Here is a 19,517-nt window from a genome sequence, read left to right on the forward strand (position 1 = left end):
ATTTTTCCGTTCTTTTGCTTTTTTCGTGCGATTTCACCGGGCAATTCGTATTTAAGAACCCAGTTCTTATTGTTCTATATTATATCACGCCTTCCATAAGGTGTCAATCAATTTCCGTCAGATTGCACAATTTTCCCATTTTGTAACCTTTCCCTTTTTATCATTTGTTTCAGAAAGCCCAAGTGATAAAAAAACGGCTGCATCCGAAGATATCGGATACAGCCGTAAAACAGATTACATTGCGCAGAAAAGAATCGGTTTTATCAATTTTTTACTGCTTGCCGTAGGTACGGTCGGTAACAGCCATCTTTGCGCACAGCTTGTAAGCGGTCTCGAACGCCGAAGTCGTGCAGGTGCCGGTACCAGCGATGTCGTAAGCGGTGCCGTGTGCCGGGGTGGTGATGGCGTAGGGCTGGCCAGCTGCTACGGTAACACCGCGCTCGAAGCCCTTGAGCTTGAGTGCGATCTGACCCTGGTCATGGTACATGGTAACAACCGCGTCAAAGTCGCCCTTGAATGCGCGGATGAACAGGGTATCAGACGGGAACGGGCCGACGATGCTCTTGCCCTCAGCGTTTGCCTTAGCAACTGCGGGCTGCAGAACGTCGATCTCCTCACGGCCACAGGTGCCGCTGTCGCCGCCATGCGGGTTGATTGCTGCGATTGCAACCTTGGGATCTTCATAACCTGCACGCTTGAGGGTCTCGTAAGCCAGGTTGATGGCGTCGCCTACGGTCTTGGGGGTCAGGTGAGCGCTGACATCCTTGAGCGGGATGTGGCTGGTTGCGCGGGAAGTCCACAGGCCGTCGAGTACGTTCATCTCGCCGTGCGGCTTGTCCATAACGCCGAGCTCCTGAGCAAACAACTCGTGCTCGCTCTCGAAGTTGTAGCCGCCCTTCTTCATCGCTGCCTTGTTGAGCGGGCCGAAGCAGAAGCCTTCTACCAGGCCCTTCTTGCAGTAATCCATGATCATAACCAGGTTGTCTGCCTCTTCCTTACCGTTGACAGCCGAAACAACAGCGATCTCAACCTTGGAAGCGTCCAGGCTCTTGGTGTTGAGCAGAACCAGACCGGTCTCCTTCTTTGCCTCTTCAACAGCCTCTTCCATGGTCTCCTTGACCACGTAAGCGAAGTCCGAACCGGTATCCTTCATGCCGCGCTTGAGGACGCTCTCGTCACCGACGAGAATGGGCTTTGCGTGCTCCATCAGGAAGCCGTTTGCACACAGCTTTGCGATGATCTCGGGGCCGATACCGGCTGCATCACCGAGCGGAACTGCCAGGATGGGTTTTCCAGTGAACTGACTCATAATTCTTCCTCCAAATCTAATGAAAGTTCTGGGATATACACACAAAAGAGCGGTGTCTTTGTGCCCTGCCGCATCCAGTCGACTTACAGCGTCTTCTGGATGGAGCGGCAGCACGCGGTCGGAGCGCCGTTCTTTTTATAAACAACACCCTTCTTCATGACGAAGGATACATCTGCGAGCACTGCGGGGTCCTCCAGCGGATTGCCCTTGACCGCGATGATGTCGGCGTCCGCGCCGGCGGTCAGCTCGCCCTTCTTGCCCGACAGGCGGGAAATATAAGCCGCGTTGCTGGTAACACCCTTGAGGGCATCGCGCTTGCTTGCGCCCAGCTCGACGGTGTATACGACTTCCTTCCACAGCAGGCCGTGGTTTGCGTCGGTACCCAGTGCAAAGTGGATGCCTGCGCGTACCAGATTGCCCACGCACTCGCGCACGATCTCACGACCGGCACGCACGTTGCGCGCGTTGTTCTCGGACAGGTACTGCTCGCGGTCGGGATCGAGGTAGATACCGGTGGTCAGGTCTACCCAGCAGTCCGGGTGTGCCTTGAGCAGCTCGATATCTTCTTCGGATGCGCAGTATGCATGCTCGATGACGTCAACGCCCTGCTCGACACAGTCGCGCAGCGCCTGACCGCCGATGCAGTGTGCCGCAACCGGCAGATGCAGGCGGTGTGCCTCCTCGACAACCGTGCGAATCTCCTCAGCCGACAGGAAAGACGGAATAAAATCCTGTTCGGTCGAGAATACGCCCGGAGTGGTGAAGATCTTGAGCAGCTTTACGCCCTTGGCAACGTTGGAACGCGCCGTGCGGCGGAACTCCTCGACACCGGAGTGCGGTGCACCGATGTAGCCGCTGCCGTTCGAACCCTTCATGCCGACACCGGCAGGCAGGATGTCCGGACCAACCAGATTGCCTGCGTCGATTTCCTTCTTGAGCTTGAGATCGAGGTCGTGCTTCTCGCCCATGCAGCGCACGGTCGTGACACCGGACAGCAGATCGTCATACAGGCCTTCCTCGGCCAGCAGGGTCAGCTTGCACTCGGTAGCCGTACCCAGAATCTCCAGATGGTTGGACTTGCGGGCATCAATGCTCAGATGATTATGACCCTCGATCAGGCCGGGCAGAACGGTCTCGTCCTCGAACGCGATCCACTCAGCCTGTGCGCGATCTTCCTCGGTCAGCTGCTCGGCAGGTACAACCTTAACAACCTTGCCGTCTTCTACGACAACCGCACCGTTCTGAATCTCTTCCAGTTCCGAACCAGCCAGCACAGTGCGCGCGGTGATAATTTGCTTCATTGTACATTCCTCCCGTCTTTATTTGCAGGGTATTTTATGAGGTTTACTCCTCCAGATTTGCAAGCTCACGGCGCTTCTTGCCGCGCTTCTCAAACCACTTGTCGCTCCACTTCGCCAGGAACGATACCATCAGCGGGCACAGGATTGCAGTGATAACAACGCTCGCTGCGATCTGTGCGGTTGCTGTCTCAACCTGCGGTTCAAACGTCGGGTCGGAGGCCGCAATCGCCGCCGGGGTTGTCGCCGCAACACCTGCCGTTGTACCGATTGCCGCACCCATCGGGTCGGGACGGCGGCGCAGCAGGCTGTAGATGATGAAGGACAGCACGCCGGTAACCAGCAGAGTCATCAGACCGAGCACAACGCCCGAAGCACCAGCAGCTGCGATGTTGAACAGGTTCATGCCTGCGCCCAGAGTGAAGCCGTTGAAGGGCGGCAGCAGTACCATGCCGTGCGCCAGAATCTTGCGCCACTCGTGGTCGAGGTTACCAACGATGAAGCCGAGAATCATGGGAACCATGCAAGCGATCATGTCCTTAGCCGGGAAGGTGCCCATGCCAGCAGCACCCAGTGCGATCATGGTGAAGAACGGGCCGTCGTTGAGCGCCAGAATGGAGGTCGCACCGACGTCGCTCTCCTCACCGTACTCACCAGCCAGGGTTGCGTAGATAACGCCGTTGGAGTTGGTGACTGCACCGATGATTGCCAGCGAGCTCAGACCCAGCAGGCCTGCTTCGCCGAACAGAACGTTCAGCAGGATGCCCAGGCCAAAGCCCAGGAAGAACTTTAATGCAGTAAGGACAACACCGACATATACCGTGCGTCCTGCCATTTTCACATCAATCGTAGCACCGCTACAGAACAGGAACAGACCGATCAGCGTCTGGATACCGCCCTTAAACAGGCCGGTGGTAAAACCACCGATGGTCAGAATGTCCGGGAAAAAGGTGTTGATGATACAGCCAATCAGCAGCGGAATAACCATAACACCAGCGGGGAACTTCTTCATGGTTCCCAGAATCCGTACTTTACCTAACATCTTGAAAATCTCTCTCTTTCGTTGTCGTTTTTTGATATTTTGGGCAACGCAGAGTTTTGTCCGCATCCTCACGGACAGGAACTCCCCTTTTTTGTGTCAATACAGACGTCGCATGACCACCCACTCACGCGCTTTGATCGTTTGCGGGAACCTCCGGCCGCAAACCAGCCTTCTCACCTCCATACAGTCGGAAAATTTTGTCCCCCATCCATACCGAAAACCATGCCGGTTCCCTGCGCGAATGAGTAACCCAAACCGCAGCATCAAAATACCGCTGCGATTTTTTGCCAAATCGGCGCATTCGCTCTTACACCCGAAAAAAGCAACGTATATTCCCCTTAAAAAAGATAACACGCTGCTCGTTTCTTTGTTGGTGTGAGAAATCCGACTGCGCCGGACCCTCCGGTCCAAGCACAGCTGATTTTGAGAATTTTTGCGCCACAAGACCCCCTTTCTGCACAAACAAACTTGCTGTCAAAAAAAGGGGAATTCTTGTATTGGATTTATTATAACACAAAGCTGTTCGGTTTTCAAACCATAATTTGTGATGCAGAACCGTGCATATGAAAAATGAACAGAGACGCTGTGATATCCCGATATAAAATTTGTCATATGTTGGACAATTTCACATGATTGATTGCAAAAAGAAACAATGTTTGATAAAATATAAGACAGTAATGATACCATGTAATTTTTTGGAAGGGGAAATGTGATAATGGCGCAAGAGCTGCATCGTGCCACAGCTCGGGTATTGGATATTCTGGAGTGTTTATCCGCTTCATCTGACGGTATGACGCTGACCGAACTGGCGCAGGCACTGGGTGCACCCAAGAGCAGCCTGTTCCCGATCGTTCACACCTTGGAGGAACGACAGTATTTACAGCAGCATTTCGGAACCACCCGCTATACGATCGGCCCGAGCTCGATGGTTCTCGGAACGGCCTACGCCGCAAACAGCGGTATGGCCGCATTTATTGATGTCATCAAAAAGGTCGTTGCAACCTGCCAGGAGACCTGCCAGTTCGGCGTTCTCGATCAGGGCAACGTTCTATACATCGCCAAGGAGGACTCTCCCGAGGCGATCCGCATGATTTCCAAGGTCGGCAATCGTCTGCCCGCAAACGCAACCGCAATCGGCAAGGCGCTGCTGAGCGGACTGAGCAACAGTGAAGTCCGTGCACTGTACCCGGACGGTCTGCCCCGTCTGACCGACCACACCATCACCAATATGGACGTTCTGCTGGACGAACTGGATGCCATCCGCCGGGGCGACATCGCCACCGAGCGCGAGGAATCCACCCCGCAGCTGGCCTGCTGGGCACTCCCGCTGTGCCGCGGCGGCAAGGTCTTTGCCGCACTCAGCGTATCCGTCCCGCTCTTCCGCTGTGAGCCCAAGAAGATTTCGCTCATCTATCACAGCCTGCAAGAGGCGAAGACCAAGATGGAGCAGCTGGCGGAAATGCAAAACTTCGGCATCTAACCTTATATATAATAGGTATCCGCCAATTTTCGTGTCGTGCGTCAGCCTGCTTTCCTGTCACACACACTTTCCCTGCACCCTACATACCCTGTATCCTTCCAGATACAGGGTATTTTTTTGCGCAGAACGATAAACACCCCGCTTGAGAGAGTCAACAAGCAGGGTGTCCATCATATGTAGTAGAAATAGGATATGGGCAATATTTATTTGAGCGATACGGTCTGCATCTGCTGGGGCGTGAGCTTTTCGAGCACGCCGGATGCCGCCTGAATCGCAGGGCCGGTCAGCACAGCGGACAGCACCGTACCGATGCCGACCACGCCGCCGAGCGCCAGACCGATGGCCAGCTGTACCACGTCGTAGATGATGCGCACAGCGCGGTAGGGCAGTTTTTTCTGCCGGGTGAACAGCCAGACCGAAAGGATATCATTGGGCGCCATGCCCATGCTGGCAAGATTGACCATCGCAACGCCGGTGCCGACGATGATGGGTGCAAGCATGACGCACAGCACGCGCATGAGCAAACCGGCATGCGCCAGCTGCGGCTGCAAGAAAATTTCGCACAGGTTCATCACCATACCGATCAGGATCGTACCGCCAAAGGTACCGATGCCGATGAGCGGGCGGCTGACAAAAATCAGCAGCGCCAGGAATATAAACTGAATCAGGCTGCTCGTCGTACCGATCGCCAGCCCCAGCACGCCCGACACGCCCTGTACCATCAGGTTAAACGCGTCTGCGCCCAGTCCGCTGTACACATACAGCGCACTGCCGAAGGCTGAAATCATAAACCCTGCGCACATGAGCAAGGTTCTGTATAGATTGAGTTTTGTAAATTTCATCTGTCCTCACTCCTTTTTGCAGTGTCTATCTTACAAAAGCTGTGTTACAATGAACATACACTTTCTTGTGCGGAACAGAAAAACGCCATATTTCCACATGGATTTTCTTGCGGTTCCGTCGATCTGCTTTTTACCATGCAAAAAGGAGCTCTCACAACATGAAATCAACCCATTCCTCCAATCATCAGGTTATCTTTTTTCCTCAGGAGGTACAAACCTTATTCCCCGGTCAGCCCAGTCTTTACCGCATCAGCTACCAGGATTGGACCAACGGATACCAGCAAATCATGCACTGTCACGCCGATATCACCGAGATCTTGCTGCTGCTCGCAGGCTCTGGGCATTACTCGATCGGCGCCCAGCGCTACCCCATTCGCGCGGGTGACGTGATTCTGTGCAACGGCGGTGTGGTGCACGACGAGTTCCCCAAAACCCACGAAACCTACCAGACCATCTGCCTGGGCATCAAGGGTTTACAGCTGCCCGATCTGCCGCCCAACCACATCATCGCGCACAATAAAACCCCGATTTTCCACCATCCGGCACAGTTTGACGACCTCTCGGCCCTCTTACAGATTATTCTGCGGCAGGCCGACCAGCAAGCGCCTTTGTACCTGCACATCTGCCAGCAGCTCATGCTGTCGGTGCTCAAACTGACCGAACAGATGATCCGCGAATACGGTACCGAAAACAGCAGCCAGCAAAATGAACTGTGCGCACAGGTCGAAGCCTACATCTACACGCACTATCAGCAGGATCTGACCATCGAGCAGCTGGGAAAACTCTTTTTTGTCAGTCCCTACCACCTCGCGCACGTCTTCAAACAGCACACCGGTTACACGCTCAAGCAGTATATTCTGCGCCGCAGAATCGGAGAAGCGCAGGATCGTCTGTCTTGCTCCTCGGACAGCATTACCCAGATCGCCCGCGAAGTCGGCTTTGAAGATTCGGCTTACTTCTCCCGTATTTTCACCAAATACGTCGGCATGTCGCCCAAATTTTACCGCGAATACCGCACCAAGTCCGACGAGTGAGCAAGAATCTCTAACCGGAAACGGTCGCTTTCCGCGGCACACGCCTGAGAGCGCAAGATTGTCCAACCTTATCCGCGCCTTTCGTCCCGCACTGTGCAACGTGCAAAAAAGCATTGCATTCGCGGGCACCTTATACTATAATAGGCTCGTAGCATAAACGCACAAAAGTGCGATCAATTTGAGCAGGAGTGTTGTGACTTATGTCCAGATTTACATTACCCAGAGACCTTTATCACGGAGAAAATGCGCTGGAAGCGCTCAAAACCCTGACCGGTAAGCGCGCTGTCGTTGTTGTTGGCGGCGGTTCCATGAAGCGCTTCGGCTTCCTCGACAAGGTAGAAGCTTACCTCAAGGAAGCAGGCATGGAAGTCAAGCTGTTCGAAGGCGTTGAGCCCGATCCCTCGGTTGAGACCGTTATGAAGGGTGCAGCTGTCATGCGCGAGTTCCAGCCCGACTGGATCGTTTCCATCGGCGGCGGTTCTCCGATCGATGCTGCAAAGGCAATGTGGGCATTCTATGAATACCCCGATGTGACCTTCGAGGATCTGTGCATCCCCTTCAACTTCCCCACCCTGCGCACCAAGGCAAAGTTCTGCGCAATTCCGTCCACCTCGGGCACCGCGACCGAAGTCACCGCATTCTCGGTTATCACCGACTACGAGAAGGGCATCAAGTATCCCCTCGCTGACTTCAACATCACCCCCGATGTTGCAATCGTCGATCCCTCGCTGGCTGAGACCATGCCCAAGAAGCTGACCGCACACACCGGTATGGATGCAATGACCCACGCAATCGAGGCTTATGTATCCACCCTGCACTGCGATTACACCGATCCGCTGGCTCTGCACGCCATCGAGATGATCAGCGCTGACCTGATTCCGTCCTACAACGGCGATATGGCAGCGCGCGCTCGCATGCACAACGCACAGTGCCTGGCTGGTATGGCATTCTCCAACGCGCTGCTCGGTATCGTGCACTCTATGGCACACAAGACCGGCGCAGCTTACACCGGCGGCCACATCGTTCACGGCTGTGCAAACGCAATGTACCTGCCCAAGGTCATTCGCTTCAACGCCAAGGAGCCCGCTGCGGCTGAGCGCTATGCAAAGATCGCAAAGTTCCTGGGTCTGGCCGGCACCACCACCGACGAGCTGGTTGACGCACTGATCGCACACATCCAGGAGATGAACCGCGCACTGGACATCCCGACCTGCATCAAGGACTACGAGGGCGGCATCATCGACGAGCAGGAGTTCCTCGACAAGCTGCCGTCGGTTGCTGAGCTGGCTGTCGGCGACGCCTGCACCGGTTCCAACCCGCGCTCGATCAACCCGGAACAGATGGCAAAGCTGCTCAAGTGCTGCTTCTACGACACCGAGGTCGATTTCTAAGAGTTCTTTTGACCGACAAAAGTCCCGTATCACACGATGCGGGACTTTTCTTCTGTCCGTCTGGGGCTTGCGTTTGCGCGCAAATATGCTACACTGTATTCATCAAGATTTGTTTTAGAAAGGCATTGGCATGGGAGTTTTGAAATACGCAATCCTTGGATTGCTCAACCGCAAAAAAATGACCGGATATGACATCAGCCGCGCGTGCGACACCAGTCTCTTCGAGTTCTGGAACGCCAAGCACAGCCAGATCTACCCCGAGCTCAAAAGTCTGACCGAAGCCGGTCTGGTCGAGTACGAGATCGAGATCGCGGGCAATGTGCTGCAAAAAAAGCTCTATTCCATCACCCCGACCGGTCGAGAGGCGTTCCACACCTGGGAGCTGACCCGCCACAAGCCGCGCGGTGTGCCCAAGGATGAATTCCGCTTGCAGCTGTTTTTCTCGGACAGCATCCCCTCCGAGCAGCGGCTTGCGCTGCTGGACGCCGAACTCGAGGCGCACACCGAGCGGCTGGCCCAGCTGCACGACGATCTGAACAAGTTCGACGGCATCCCGCCTTCCGACGACTGCGCATTCTGCGATTATATGGTGCTGCTCGGCGCGATCAAGCGCGAAGAGGCCAGCTGCGACTGGCTGGAAACCTGCATTGACCTGTGCCGCGCCCGCGCGTGACCTTTTTTCCCCTGACCGCATGTCGGTCAGGGGATTTTTTGCGTTCACGGGTGATGGCTTAAACATGTAATAATTGACATGTTGTTTTTAGGGTGATATCATAGAGATGGTAAAATAGGAGGTTATGTGCATGAAGGAAAATGTTGTGCAAAATAAGGTCAAACGCTATCTCGTCTTTCTGCTCGGACTGTTCGTAAACTCGCTGGGCGTGGCGCTCATCACCAAGGCCGACCTTGGTACGTCGCCGATCTCATCCATCCCTTACGTACTCAGTCTGAGCTTTCCCTTCTCTCTGGGTCAGTTCACCATCTTTTTCAGCATCCTGCTCATCGTGCTCCAGCTCGTCATCCTCGGGCACAATTTTAAGGCCGAACACCTGCTGCAGATTCCGGTCTCGCTGGTTTTCGGCTATTTTATCGATCTGTGCATGCTGCTCCTGTTCTTCGTTCAGCCTGCAGCCTATGTACTCAAGATTCTCTATCTGCTCGTCGGCTGTATCGTGCTGGGCATCGGCGTGTACATGGAGGTACTCGCCAACGTCATCATGCTGCCCGGTGAATCCTTCGTCCGCGCGGTGGTTTTCCGCTGGAAGACCGAATTTGGTGTGACCAAGGTTGCGTTCGATGTGTCCATGGCGGTCATCGCGGGCGTTCTCGGCATCGTCCTGACCGGTCACCTCAACGGTGTGCGTGAAGGCACAGTCATCGCCGCCCTGCTCGTCGGCTTCATCGCCCGTCTGATCGGCAAAAAGCTGTCCTTCCTGCCCGAAATGCTGTTCGGTGCAGCACCGACTGAGGCCAAGCAGGCACCCCAGCCCACCGCAGAGGAACCGATCTGCATCGCGGTTGGCCGTCAGTTCGGCAGCGGCGGTCACGACATCGCCAAAAAGCTGGCCGACCGTCTGGGTTTTGCCTTCTATGATGAGGAACTCATCCAGATGGCTGCCGGCACAACCGGTTATCAGCCCGAATTCATCGCAAAAACCGAGGAAAAGATGTCTCACAGCCTGCTTTACGATCTGGTGAGCGAGATGTACAGCTATTCCGACCAGTACCAGCCGCCCAAGGACAACATCTTTGAGGCCGAGGTCAAGAGCATCCGCGAGGCCGCGCAGAAAAACAGCGTCATCGTCGGCCGCTGTGCCGACTGGGTGCTGCGGAACAATCCGCGCTGTGTCCGCGTCTTTCTGCACGCGCCGCTCGATTACCGCATCCGCACGGTCATGCAGCGCGAACATCTGACCGACGAAAAGGCGGCCAGACACCACATCCAGCAAACCGACAAGCAGCGCGCCGACAACTATCGCTACTACACCCGCACCATCTGGGGTGCGTCGGCGAACTATCACCTGTGCATTGACACCTCGCTGAGTGAGGATTACGTCGAAAACCTGATTCTCGGTCTGGTTGACCGCATCAAGGCCGATCCCGCAAAAAAGTAATTTATGCATCAAAAAAAGCGTCCCAAACGGGACGCTTTTCTTGTTTTATGCTGCCTGTGCAGGCTCGCCGACCGTGATTGCCTCGTACAGCAGGCTGAATGCCTCTGCGCGGGTGATCTGATCGTTGGGCTGGAGGGTGCCGTCGGTGTAGCCGCTCAGGCTGCCCTGTGCAGCCATGCCTGCCAGCGCGCTGACTGCCCAATCGGGAATGTCTGCTGCGTCGGTGAAACCGTCCAGTACCGAATGATCGTCAGACGATACCTTGCAGGCTCGTGCGATCATGGTGATGATCTCGGCGCGGGTCGCGTAGTCGCTGCCGCACAGATAACCGAACTCATCGCCCTGCAGGATGCCTGCATCCTTAGCCGCTGCCAGTGCGCCATACGCCCACTCGGACGAGCGGTCGGCAGCATCCAGCTTTGTGTCTGCCTTGGGCTTGATACCCAGCATGGTGTTCATCACCCAGATCATTTCCTCGCGGGTGATCTTGTCATCCGGGCGGATACGGCCGTCGGCATCGCCTTCGAGCACGCCCTCGGCCATCATCGCACGGATGGTCTTGGCTGCCCAGTGGCTGTCGTCCACATCCCAGCCCGCTTCCTTGGGCTGCTCGGGCTTGGTCTCGGTGGTGGTCTCAGTCGTGGCTGCGGTGCCGGTCTGGGTGGTCTCGGAAGAAGCTGCGGTCTGCTCGACCGGCTTGCCCTCGTCCACTTCGCCTGCGTAGTTGTCAAAATCCTCGCTCAGTGCACGGTATGCATCCGAAGACTGATGGCCTGCGCCGTCGGCAAAGGTACCCTTTGCCCAGTCTGCGTAGGTGTTCCATGCTGCGGTGCTCTCACCTGCCTTGAGGGTGTAGGTGTACAGAACCGGAATGTCGGTCTGCTCGGTGCCCAGATTCGAGGTGAACTTGGTGACGATGCGCACATACTTGCCCTCGCCTGCGCCGGTCAGGTCGATGGTGTTCTCTCCGGTCTTGAGGTCGAATGCCTTGGAGCCCGAAACGGTCTTGCCGTCCTTCGAGAACTCAACGGTCGCCTGGATCGCCGACTTGCCCGGGATCTCTGCCTTGTATGCCAGGGATGCCGGTGCACCGGAAATCTCTGCCCACTCGGTCGTGTGCGTACCGGTCTGGACAATGTTCTTGGGGTCAAAGTTCAGCCACAGCACCAGATCGTCGCTCTTCGGGCCTGCTGCGCTCGGTGCATCGGCTACCGCTGCAACCTCTGCCTCGGTCAGCTTGCTCTGGTACATGCGTGCCTGCGATACCTCACCGGCCAGCATGGTGCGGTCAACACCGCGGCCGCGGTTGGTCAGCAGAGCGCCAGTGTACGAAAAGCCGATATAGGTGGATGCGCCCGGCCAGTTCTTGATCTCGGAATCGAATGCCGGTGCATCAATATGGCCGCTGTTGTACTTGTTCTGGTAGGAATCGCCGCCGGTCGTGCGGTCGAAACCGCCGACGTACTGCACCCACTCGCCCTTCTTGATGCCAGCGTTCGGGTCTGCGTCGTCATCGTTCCAGAAGAATTCGCCGTTGTCGTTGTTAAAGCCGATGCCGACCGTGACCTTACCGGTTGCACGGACTGCCATGCGGTACAGATAGTTGGTGCCCCAGCCGATGGACACGCCCTTGGTCATGAGCGGGTTATGATCGCGGCCGTTCGGGGTCAGGTTGTTGATACCGGTACCCTCGCTGACCGGCAGCTTGGCCCATACCATACCGGTGATGCCGTTGTCGATGGTGAAATTCTGATTGTCGGGAATCTCGACGTAATCCTTGTCGCCGTCGAGGATAATGGTGCCGTTGCCCTTGTCATCGGTGCCGATGGTCGGTGCACCGTGCAGGTAACCGTTATTGCCCTTGCCCGACTGGTCGACGACCATGGGCATGCCCTGAATGGAACCCTCGATATAAACGGTCTCGGGTGCGGAATCGCCAATGCGGACAGCGAACTCGCCAGCCTGCTCGAACTGATAGGTGAACTCGCAGGTCTTGACCTCGCCGGCCTTGAGCGTATACTGCTTGCTCAGGGTGGCCTCGTCGCCAACGTACAGAGTTGCCGTTGCGGTGCCGTCCTCGTTGCCGATGTTGGTGATATCGGCCTTGATGTTGAGGATATCGCTGCCAATGTCGCTGACCTCACCACCCCCCAGCTTGGTGCGGACGTTGGTATAGGAGAAGGTTGCCGGACGGAACTGGACTTCGATGTCCTTGGACACGTCAGCGACCTTGACCGTGTGCTTGCCGATCTCGGTCAGGGTGACCGTGCCGCTCAGCTCGATGGACTCACCGGGCTCGAGGGTCTTAACGCCGTTGGACGATACGCGCACCGGCTCGCCCGAAGTGGACAGACCGCTGTCGCTCTCGAGATCGCCATAGATGTACTTAATCGTGCCGTTGTCATCGACCGGGATGACAGCCGCTGCCATGCCCTTGCCGGTGTTGGTGATGGTCGCGGAGATCTCGATCTCGCTGTTGCACGGAACCGGGCCGGACTGAATGGAAACGTTGCTGTATGCAAGCTGCTGCTTGTCCACAGCGGTGACGGTCGTGCCAACCACGCCGCCGTTTGCCATGTTCTGGGTGGTCAAAACGCCGTCCTTGATGGTGTGGGTCATGTAGCTGCCCTTGGCGCTGACCGCACGGGAATCCTGATGGGTCAGGTAAATGGTACCTGCGCCGACGGTCGGCTGATCGGATACCGCACGGGCGTAGCTATGGGTATGACCGGCCAGCATCATATCGACGTGACCTGCCTCCGCAACCGGTGCAATGTGCATCTTGGTGTAGGGGTCGGAAATCGGATGGTGCATAACCAGAATGCGGAACGCCTTGTCCTGATTCTTGCCCAGGTCATCCTTCAGCCACTGGACAGACTTTTCGATCTTGTCCGCAGTCGCAGCGTCCATCTTGCCGCCCGAAGTCTCGGCGTTCATCTGGAACAGTGCCCACGGGTTGCTGTCCATGAGGTCAAAGTGTACGTTGCCGTAGTCAAAGGAAATGTTGCCCGCGACCGCAGAGCCGTACTCCTCGGTCTGGGTATCGATGACGTACATGTCAAAGTAATCGCTGAAATCGTGGTTGCCGCAGGCGTAAACCACCGGGTAATTGTGGATAAATTCGCCGCTGTTGAACCAGAATGCGTACTGCTCCTTCTGGGTACCGGTACCCTCGACCATATCACCGCCGTGGATGATGAAGGCCGGATCATAGTCGGCAACCGCAGCGTCAAACGTCGCCTTGGTGTCGAACTTATGGGTGTCGGTGATCGAGATATAGCGAATCTCGGTCGGGTTCTCCTCCAGCGTGCGGAAGGTTCCGCGACTTACTTCGCCGTTTGCCAGCGCTACCTCGTAGTAATAGCGCGTGCCCGGGGTCAGTTCGGAGAACTTATACCGGTAGATATTGGTCTGTACACCGCCGTAGGCCGGTGCTTCCGGGTCACGCTCGACCGTGACCGCGTCGCCCAGCGCGTTGGCATCGGTGCCAAACCGAATGGTCGTCGGCTCGCTGCCGCTGGTCTCCCAGACGGCTACCATGCTGGTCGTCTTGGGCGCCAGCAGGTACGGCCCGATCACAAAACCGGAAGCCGTGTCCGCTGCGAATGCCGCGGGAATCATGGCCAGTACCATAACCACGGTCAGCAGCAGGCTGAGCAGGCGTTTGAGATGCTGATTTCTTGCTCTCATGCGTTTTTTCATCCCTTCTCTGAATAACTATGAGCCCATGCGGCTCATGATTGGTATAGTATAACAGAGGGCTTTCCTTGTCGCAACCTATTTTTTGTTCAAATTTCTCTATTTTTATTTATTTTGCAATAAAATTGTGCACTTTTTTGTACCAAAAGTTGATTTTTATTTGTTTCATCTCCAGAGTTACATCCTGTATTTCTTGCAATTTTCACACTTTGGTCTATACCTCTAGCAAAATAGACAAAAATTTACCCCCGCGGTTTTTGTACCGCGAGGGCAGCATTTTACAGGGAAAATCGCTCGATTGTGCGCCGCAGCGCCTCATTAAAGTACGGGAAATCGTGTACGCCGTCCCAATTCTCGAACGTCGCATTGATTCCCAGCCCGGCAAGCGACTGCAAGAAGCGCTCGTGATCGGGATAGAATCCGTCCTGCCGTCCGCAGGTCAGATAGAGCGTCGGCAGCGGGCTGCCCGACGCCTTGGCACGCTCGGCCAGCGCCAGCAGGTCGTTTTCCGGCGTCCATGTCAGGTCATCCCCAAAGATGGCGGCAAAATCGCGCGGCATCTGCACACCCCAGCCGTCCATACCGTGCTCGCGCGCGTCATCCAAGCCTTCGCGCAGCAGCAGACAACACGAGGAAAACGCGCCGCACAGCCCATACTGTTCGGGACGGGACAGTGCACATTTGAGCGCACCATAACCGCCCATTGATCCGCCCAAAATCACCGTGTGATCGCGGTCGGCCGACACGCGAAAGACATTGCGCACGATAACGGGCAGCTCGTCCGCGATATAGGTAAAATACCGCTGGCCGTACTGCATATCAGCGTAAAAACTGCGCCCGACTTCGGGCAAAACGTAGATCGATCGTCCGTGCTCGGCATAGAACGGGAGCATGGTGTAGTCAAGCCAGGTTTTATTGTTGCCGCACAGCCCATGCAGCAGATATACCACCTGATAGGGTTCGTCTTTCAGGTCGTTCGGCGTGATGATGGTAATATCGGTGTCCATTTCCAGGACATTTGAATATACTGTACCGCTGAGTCTCATAAAATTCTCTCCTTTTTTCGCTGGAATAGCTCGTTTTTATGATCGTTTTGGCCTCTTAAGCCATTCCAGCTGATACAATGCACAGCCTCATAGTCTCATCTCCTAGTTATGTCTTTGTGCCACACCTGAGCATGCTCACTTGACCGGCCGATATCCGGCATCTACAATCAGTGCATGATCAAACATTTCATTCATGGCGCATTCGTAATCGCGCAGGCGCTTGGCCTTGCGAATCTTTTTGAGCACTTTTTCACTGTCTTCAAACAGACAATGCAGGTAAAACCACAGTTCTTTCATCTTAAACAGCACCGGTGTCTCGCCCGACAGCGTCTCACGGTACGCGGTGTACAGTTCGTCGTGGAAACCGCGCAGACGGGTCTTGTCCAGCATTCCCTTGCCGCGAATCTGGTTGCCAAGATCGGGGTTTGCAATCCAGCCGCGTCCCAGCATGACGCGCTCGACGGTCGGGAAGGTCTGGCAGAATCGCTCGTAATCAGAGACGGTGAACAGATCGCCGTTATAACAGACCGGATGGCGGCAGGCTGAGAGCGCCGCAGAAAAGGCTTCTAAGTCCGGGGTGCCGGTGTAGAAATCCTTCTGTACCCGGGCGTGAATGATGACCTCGGACAGCGGATAGCGGTTGTAAATGTCTAAAATTCGGGGAAATTCGTCGGATGACTGCAATCCCAAACGAGTTTTGACCGAAATCTTGCCCGAAAATCCGTTGCAGACCGCGTCCAGAAAACGGTCGAGCTCCTCGAGATCGGTCAGCATGCCCGCGCCCTTGCGCTTGACAATCACCGTGCCTGACGGACAGCCGAAATTCAAATTGACTTCGTCATAGCCCTGCTTTTGGAGCACATCGAGTGCCCACAGACAGTGTTCGGCATTGTTGGTCAATAGCTGGGGGATGATGGTCAGACCGGTGTTATTTTCGGGGAGAACGTCGTTTTTCTCGCGGGATGTGAATTTATAGGTCTGATTCGGGGTCAAAAACGGGGTGAAATAGCGATCGGCCGCACCGAACCAACGCGCATGCGCATTGCGGAAGCGATAGCCGGTAATGCCCTCGAGAGGGGCAAAGGAAAGCTGCATAAAAGGACTCCTTTTCGGGTTAGAATGGTCGGACTTCCCGCCCGCAGGCGAAATCGGGGTCCAGGGGACGAGTTCCCTGGCGCGATCCAGCCGCGCAGGCTGGCCGCTGTCCGCAGACAGCGGAATCCCCTCTTGAAACCCGGTGTCCGACCCGGGTTTCAACAAAAACGTACTTTTTGAAATCGCCGTCCGAGGACGGCGATTTTTTATTTGGCTTATTTTAGTTGATTTTCCCTTGCGGGGGACGGGAAAATCAAAAAGAGATTCCGCGCTCTGCGGAGCGCGTCTCAGGGCTCTGCCCTGAGAACCCGCAGCCTTTGAAAAGGCTGGCGAAACTTTCCGTGAGGGGTGCGGCGAACACGATTAAGTGTTCGTTTTCGCCTTCTGAATCTCGTCCAAAATCTTACTCCGTGTATCATCAAACAGCAATGCCTGATTATGTCTGAAATACGCCTCGCAGCCGCAATTCTGAATATACCACGCGGTGTAGGGATTGGCGGTCAACTCGGTTGCAAACAGCACCATTTCCTGACTCTCGCCGGTCGCCTGCTCCAAAAATGCAAATGCATTGTCCAGACTCTGGCCTGCCGTCGTGACACTCTCGGCTCTTTTGGCGGTCTGTGCGCCGAACTGGGTACGCAGTACATCAAATGCCTTGTCATTATCGCTCTCGTTTTCGCGCTCGACCGCGTGCAGGTACTGTTCCAGCTGGGCAATTTCCAGCTGCAAGCGGCGCTTGCGCTCGGTATCCAGTGTACCCGACGTGCGGCCGCTCTCGAGTTCCTTCGAGCGGTCTTCGATGATAGCTGCGAGCGCCTTTGCGACCGGTGCGGTGGTCAGTGCACCCTTCACGCGGGTCAGATCGGCGTACAGGGCATCGGTCAGTGCGTCCATGCGCTGTGCCGCGTGAGCATGCTCAGACAGTCGGGACAAAATGAGGCCGATGACGCTGAGTTTTTCGTCAAACGGTGCGGCGGCGAACTCGGATGCGCGTACCGCTTCCCACTGTCCGGCGACGATCTCATCGATGCGATAAACGCGCTGGTATTTGCGGTACAGCTCGAGATAGTTTGCGAAATCCTTGGCAATGCGCGGCAGCTGGATATACTGTCCAACGACCTCACGGTCGACCGGTAAGTCGAGGGCTTCGTAGGTGGTGAGCAGTGCGGACAAGTCCTCCCAGCCGCGTGCGGTGGCAAACTGCAAGCCGTCGGCTGCCGCCTCGATCTTATAAAAGTTGTCCGGTCGGATGTCCAGATAGGAAATCACCGCGCTGTGCAGGCCGCGCTGGTATGCGTACTCCTTCCAGACCTGATAGTCCTCCTGCACGTCGATACGCTTGACGCGGTCGAGTGTGACCACGTCGAACTCACGCACCGATTTATTGTACTCGGGCGGGTTGCCCGCCGCGACGATCACCCAGCCCTCAGGCAATTTCTGGTTGCCGAAGGTCTTGCACTGCAAAAATTGCAGCATCATCGGGGTCAGTGTCTCAGAAATGCAGTTGATCTCATCCAAAAACAGGATGCCCTCGCGCACGCCCGTGCGCTCCATGAGGTCGTACACCGAAGCCAGAATCTCGCTCATGGTGTAGGACGTGACCGCGTATTCCTGTCCGTCGTAAGTGTGGTGGTCGATATAGGGCAGGCCGAGCGCGCTCTGACGGGTGTGGTGGGTAATCGTGTAGGCAATCAGACCCACACCGGTTTCGGCTGCAATCTGCTCCATAATCTGGGTCTTACCGATGCCCGGAGGGCCCATCAGCAGGATGGGACGCTGGCGCACGGGCGGGATCTGGTACTCGCCGAACGCGTCGCGGGCAAGGTAGGCTTTGATGGTATTGGTGATCTCCTGTTTGGCTCGTTTGATGTTCATGGGTTCCCTCCGGTTTCCAGTGTGTCGGGGTCGAGTACCACGCGGATGCCCCAGGGCGGGACGCGCTCGGGGTACCCCTGACCGGCCAGCATGACAAAGGCTGCGTCATACGGCGGTCTTTTGCTCGGGTAAATTCCCAGACCGTCGGTAAAGTACAGAATGCCGCGCAGGCGATGGAATGCACCCGCCTTTTGCAGCTCGGTGACGCGGTCAAAGACTGGCCGGAAGTCGGTCGCACTCTGGCCGATCAGCGTAAAATGCTCCATATAGTCGGCAAGCTCGCGTGCACTGCGGATGTGCTGCTCGGCGCGAATCTGGTCGTCACACTGGATGATATACAGGTTGATTTGACGGAAAAAGCTCTCGGTATCCTTCAAAATACCGTAGGTATAGGACAAAAACTGTCGGACAAGGTCGCCCGAAGTCGACATCGAGGTGTCAATCGCGACGACAAAGTCGGAAATGCGCTTGACTTCCCGCGTTTCCAGCGGCTCGATGAGCGGCATGTTGCCATAGCGCCGCAGGCCGTAGGCGTAGTAGCCATAGTCGAAGCTGTCCGCGTCCACGCCCATTTCCTCGCCGACCACGGCGAAGCGGTGCAGAAAGGCTCGGTAATTGTCGGTCGGCTGGGTCTCGACACGTAATTGCTCGGTGATGGCCTGGCCTCCCGTTGCGGACTCGCTCATGACCGTCTGCATGCCGGTCTGCACGCGCTCGGCGACACGCGGCCACGGGTCGTCCTGCTCCTGCTCGTTCTCGACCTTCTCCCACAGGCTGTGGTCGTCCTGCGCAAACTCCCGTGCGTAGGTCGCGCGGTCGTACTCGGACAGCGGTTCCCGCCGGAACTGGCGATAGATCGCACCCGCGGTCAGCACCGGCATGTGCGATTTGAGCGTGCGGTAGAGATGGCTGCGGCGCACGCTGGGCGTGGATGGCGACAGGCAGGCATAGTCCAGCTCATCGAGAATGCTCTCGACTGCAATGTCACAGCACAAATCCCACAGCTCGCCATCCCGACCCTTGCGGCCAGCTGGATGACGGAGCAGGCAGTGCAAAATGACGTGCAGAAAGGCGCGGCAGGTCAGACTGCGCGCCCGCTCGTAGCGTGAGGCCAGCCACGCGCCGTTATAATAGAGCACCTTGGTGTCGGTCGCGAGCGTCGGCGTATCGAACCCCTCTGCAAAGGGCAGCGCACACAGTGCCGCGTCCAAAAACGGTAGATTGAGGTATAATTCATTGCGGGCAGCGGTCAAAATTTCGCGCCCGATGGTCTGCCAGTCGGCACCCATCCG

General features: G+C 56.2%; 14 protein-coding genes. 5 read left to right on the forward strand and 9 right to left on the reverse strand.

Going from position 1 to position 19,517, the window contains the following annotated elements; translation table 11 throughout:
* Positions 1 to 271 precede the first annotated feature (271 nt).
* The 3 genes from B5F17_RS06775 to B5F17_RS06785 form a co-directional block, all read right to left on the reverse strand.
* Positions 272 to 1,309, reverse strand: coding sequence for a 4-hydroxythreonine-4-phosphate dehydrogenase PdxA (locus tag B5F17_RS06775; RefSeq protein ID WP_016149068.1), 1,038 nt, complete (start codon positions 1,307 to 1,309; stop codon positions 272 to 274).
* 83 nt (positions 1,310 to 1,392) lie between these two features.
* Complete coding sequence (locus B5F17_RS06780; RefSeq protein WP_087372236.1) at positions 1,393 to 2,610, reverse strand: amidohydrolase family protein; 1,218 nt, start codon at positions 2,608 to 2,610, stop codon at positions 1,393 to 1,395.
* Positions 2,611 to 2,653: 43 nt separating this feature from the next.
* The gene (locus tag B5F17_RS06785) at positions 2,654 to 3,649 is read right to left on the reverse strand and encodes a 2-keto-3-deoxygluconate permease (protein WP_087372238.1); all 996 of its coding nucleotides are present in this window, start codon (positions 3,647 to 3,649) and stop codon (positions 2,654 to 2,656) included.
* 715 nt (positions 3,650 to 4,364) lie between these two features.
* On the opposite strand from B5F17_RS06785, the gene B5F17_RS06790 reads away from it, so the two are divergent.
* Positions 4,365 to 5,129, forward strand: coding sequence for an IclR family transcriptional regulator (locus B5F17_RS06790; protein WP_016149065.1), 765 nt, complete (start codon positions 4,365 to 4,367; stop codon positions 5,127 to 5,129).
* 203 nt (positions 5,130 to 5,332) lie between these two features.
* Here B5F17_RS06790 and B5F17_RS06795 read toward each other — a convergent pair whose 3' ends face one another.
* On the reverse strand, positions 5,333 to 5,971 hold the full coding sequence (locus B5F17_RS06795; RefSeq protein WP_087372240.1) for a YczE/YyaS/YitT family protein: 639 nt from the start codon (positions 5,969 to 5,971) through the stop codon (positions 5,333 to 5,335).
* Between the two features lie 158 nt (positions 5,972 to 6,129).
* On the opposite strand from B5F17_RS06795, the gene B5F17_RS06800 reads away from it, so the two are divergent.
* From B5F17_RS06800 to B5F17_RS06815, 4 genes are all read left to right on the forward strand, one after another.
* Positions 6,130 to 7,005 carry a helix-turn-helix transcriptional regulator gene (locus B5F17_RS06800; RefSeq protein ID WP_087372242.1) on the forward strand — a complete coding sequence of 292 codons (876 nt, stop codon included), beginning with the start codon at positions 6,130 to 6,132 and terminating at the stop codon, positions 7,003 to 7,005.
* 200 nt (positions 7,006 to 7,205) lie between these two features.
* Positions 7,206 to 8,396, forward strand: a complete 1,191-nt coding sequence (locus B5F17_RS06805) for an iron-containing alcohol dehydrogenase (RefSeq protein ID WP_087372245.1) — start codon at positions 7,206 to 7,208, stop codon at positions 8,394 to 8,396.
* A gap of 130 nt (positions 8,397 to 8,526) precedes the next feature.
* Positions 8,527 to 9,069, forward strand: coding sequence for a PadR family transcriptional regulator (locus B5F17_RS06810; RefSeq protein WP_087372248.1), 543 nt, complete (start codon positions 8,527 to 8,529; stop codon positions 9,067 to 9,069).
* A 130-nt stretch (positions 9,070 to 9,199) separates the two neighbouring features.
* Positions 9,200 to 10,510, forward strand: a complete 1,311-nt coding sequence (locus tag B5F17_RS06815; RefSeq protein ID WP_087372250.1) for a cytidylate kinase family protein — start codon at positions 9,200 to 9,202, stop codon at positions 10,508 to 10,510.
* A 45-nt stretch (positions 10,511 to 10,555) separates the two neighbouring features.
* Here the strand turns inward: B5F17_RS06815 and B5F17_RS06820 are convergent, their stop codons facing one another.
* The 5 genes from B5F17_RS06820 to B5F17_RS06840 form a co-directional block, all read right to left on the reverse strand.
* On the reverse strand, positions 10,556 to 14,200 hold the full coding sequence (locus tag B5F17_RS06820; RefSeq protein ID WP_162608110.1) for an S-layer homology domain-containing protein: 3,645 nt from the start codon (positions 14,198 to 14,200) through the stop codon (positions 10,556 to 10,558).
* 287 nt (positions 14,201 to 14,487) lie between these two features.
* Positions 14,488 to 15,255 carry an alpha/beta hydrolase gene (locus B5F17_RS06825; RefSeq protein WP_087372256.1) on the reverse strand — a complete coding sequence of 256 codons (768 nt, stop codon included), beginning with the start codon at positions 15,253 to 15,255 and terminating at the stop codon, positions 14,488 to 14,490.
* A gap of 135 nt (positions 15,256 to 15,390) precedes the next feature.
* Positions 15,391 to 16,350, reverse strand: a complete 960-nt coding sequence (locus tag B5F17_RS06830; RefSeq protein ID WP_087372259.1) for a tRNA dihydrouridine synthase — start codon at positions 16,348 to 16,350, stop codon at positions 15,391 to 15,393.
* Positions 16,351 to 16,713: 363 nt separating this feature from the next.
* Complete coding sequence (locus tag B5F17_RS06835; RefSeq protein WP_087372261.1) at positions 16,714 to 18,225, reverse strand: ATP-binding protein; 1,512 nt, start codon at positions 18,223 to 18,225, stop codon at positions 16,714 to 16,716.
* Complete coding sequence (locus B5F17_RS06840; RefSeq protein ID WP_087372263.1) at positions 18,222 to 19,514, reverse strand: vWA domain-containing protein; 1,293 nt, start codon at positions 19,512 to 19,514, stop codon at positions 18,222 to 18,224. The genes B5F17_RS06835 and B5F17_RS06840 overlap by 4 nt, the downstream gene beginning before the upstream one ends.
* Between the last annotated feature and the right edge of the window lie 3 nt (positions 19,515 to 19,517).

The sequence above is a fragment of the Butyricicoccus pullicaecorum genome, assembly GCF_002160355.1.
Taxonomy (GTDB): domain Bacteria; phylum Bacillota; class Clostridia; order Oscillospirales; family Butyricicoccaceae; genus Butyricicoccus; species Butyricicoccus pullicaecorum.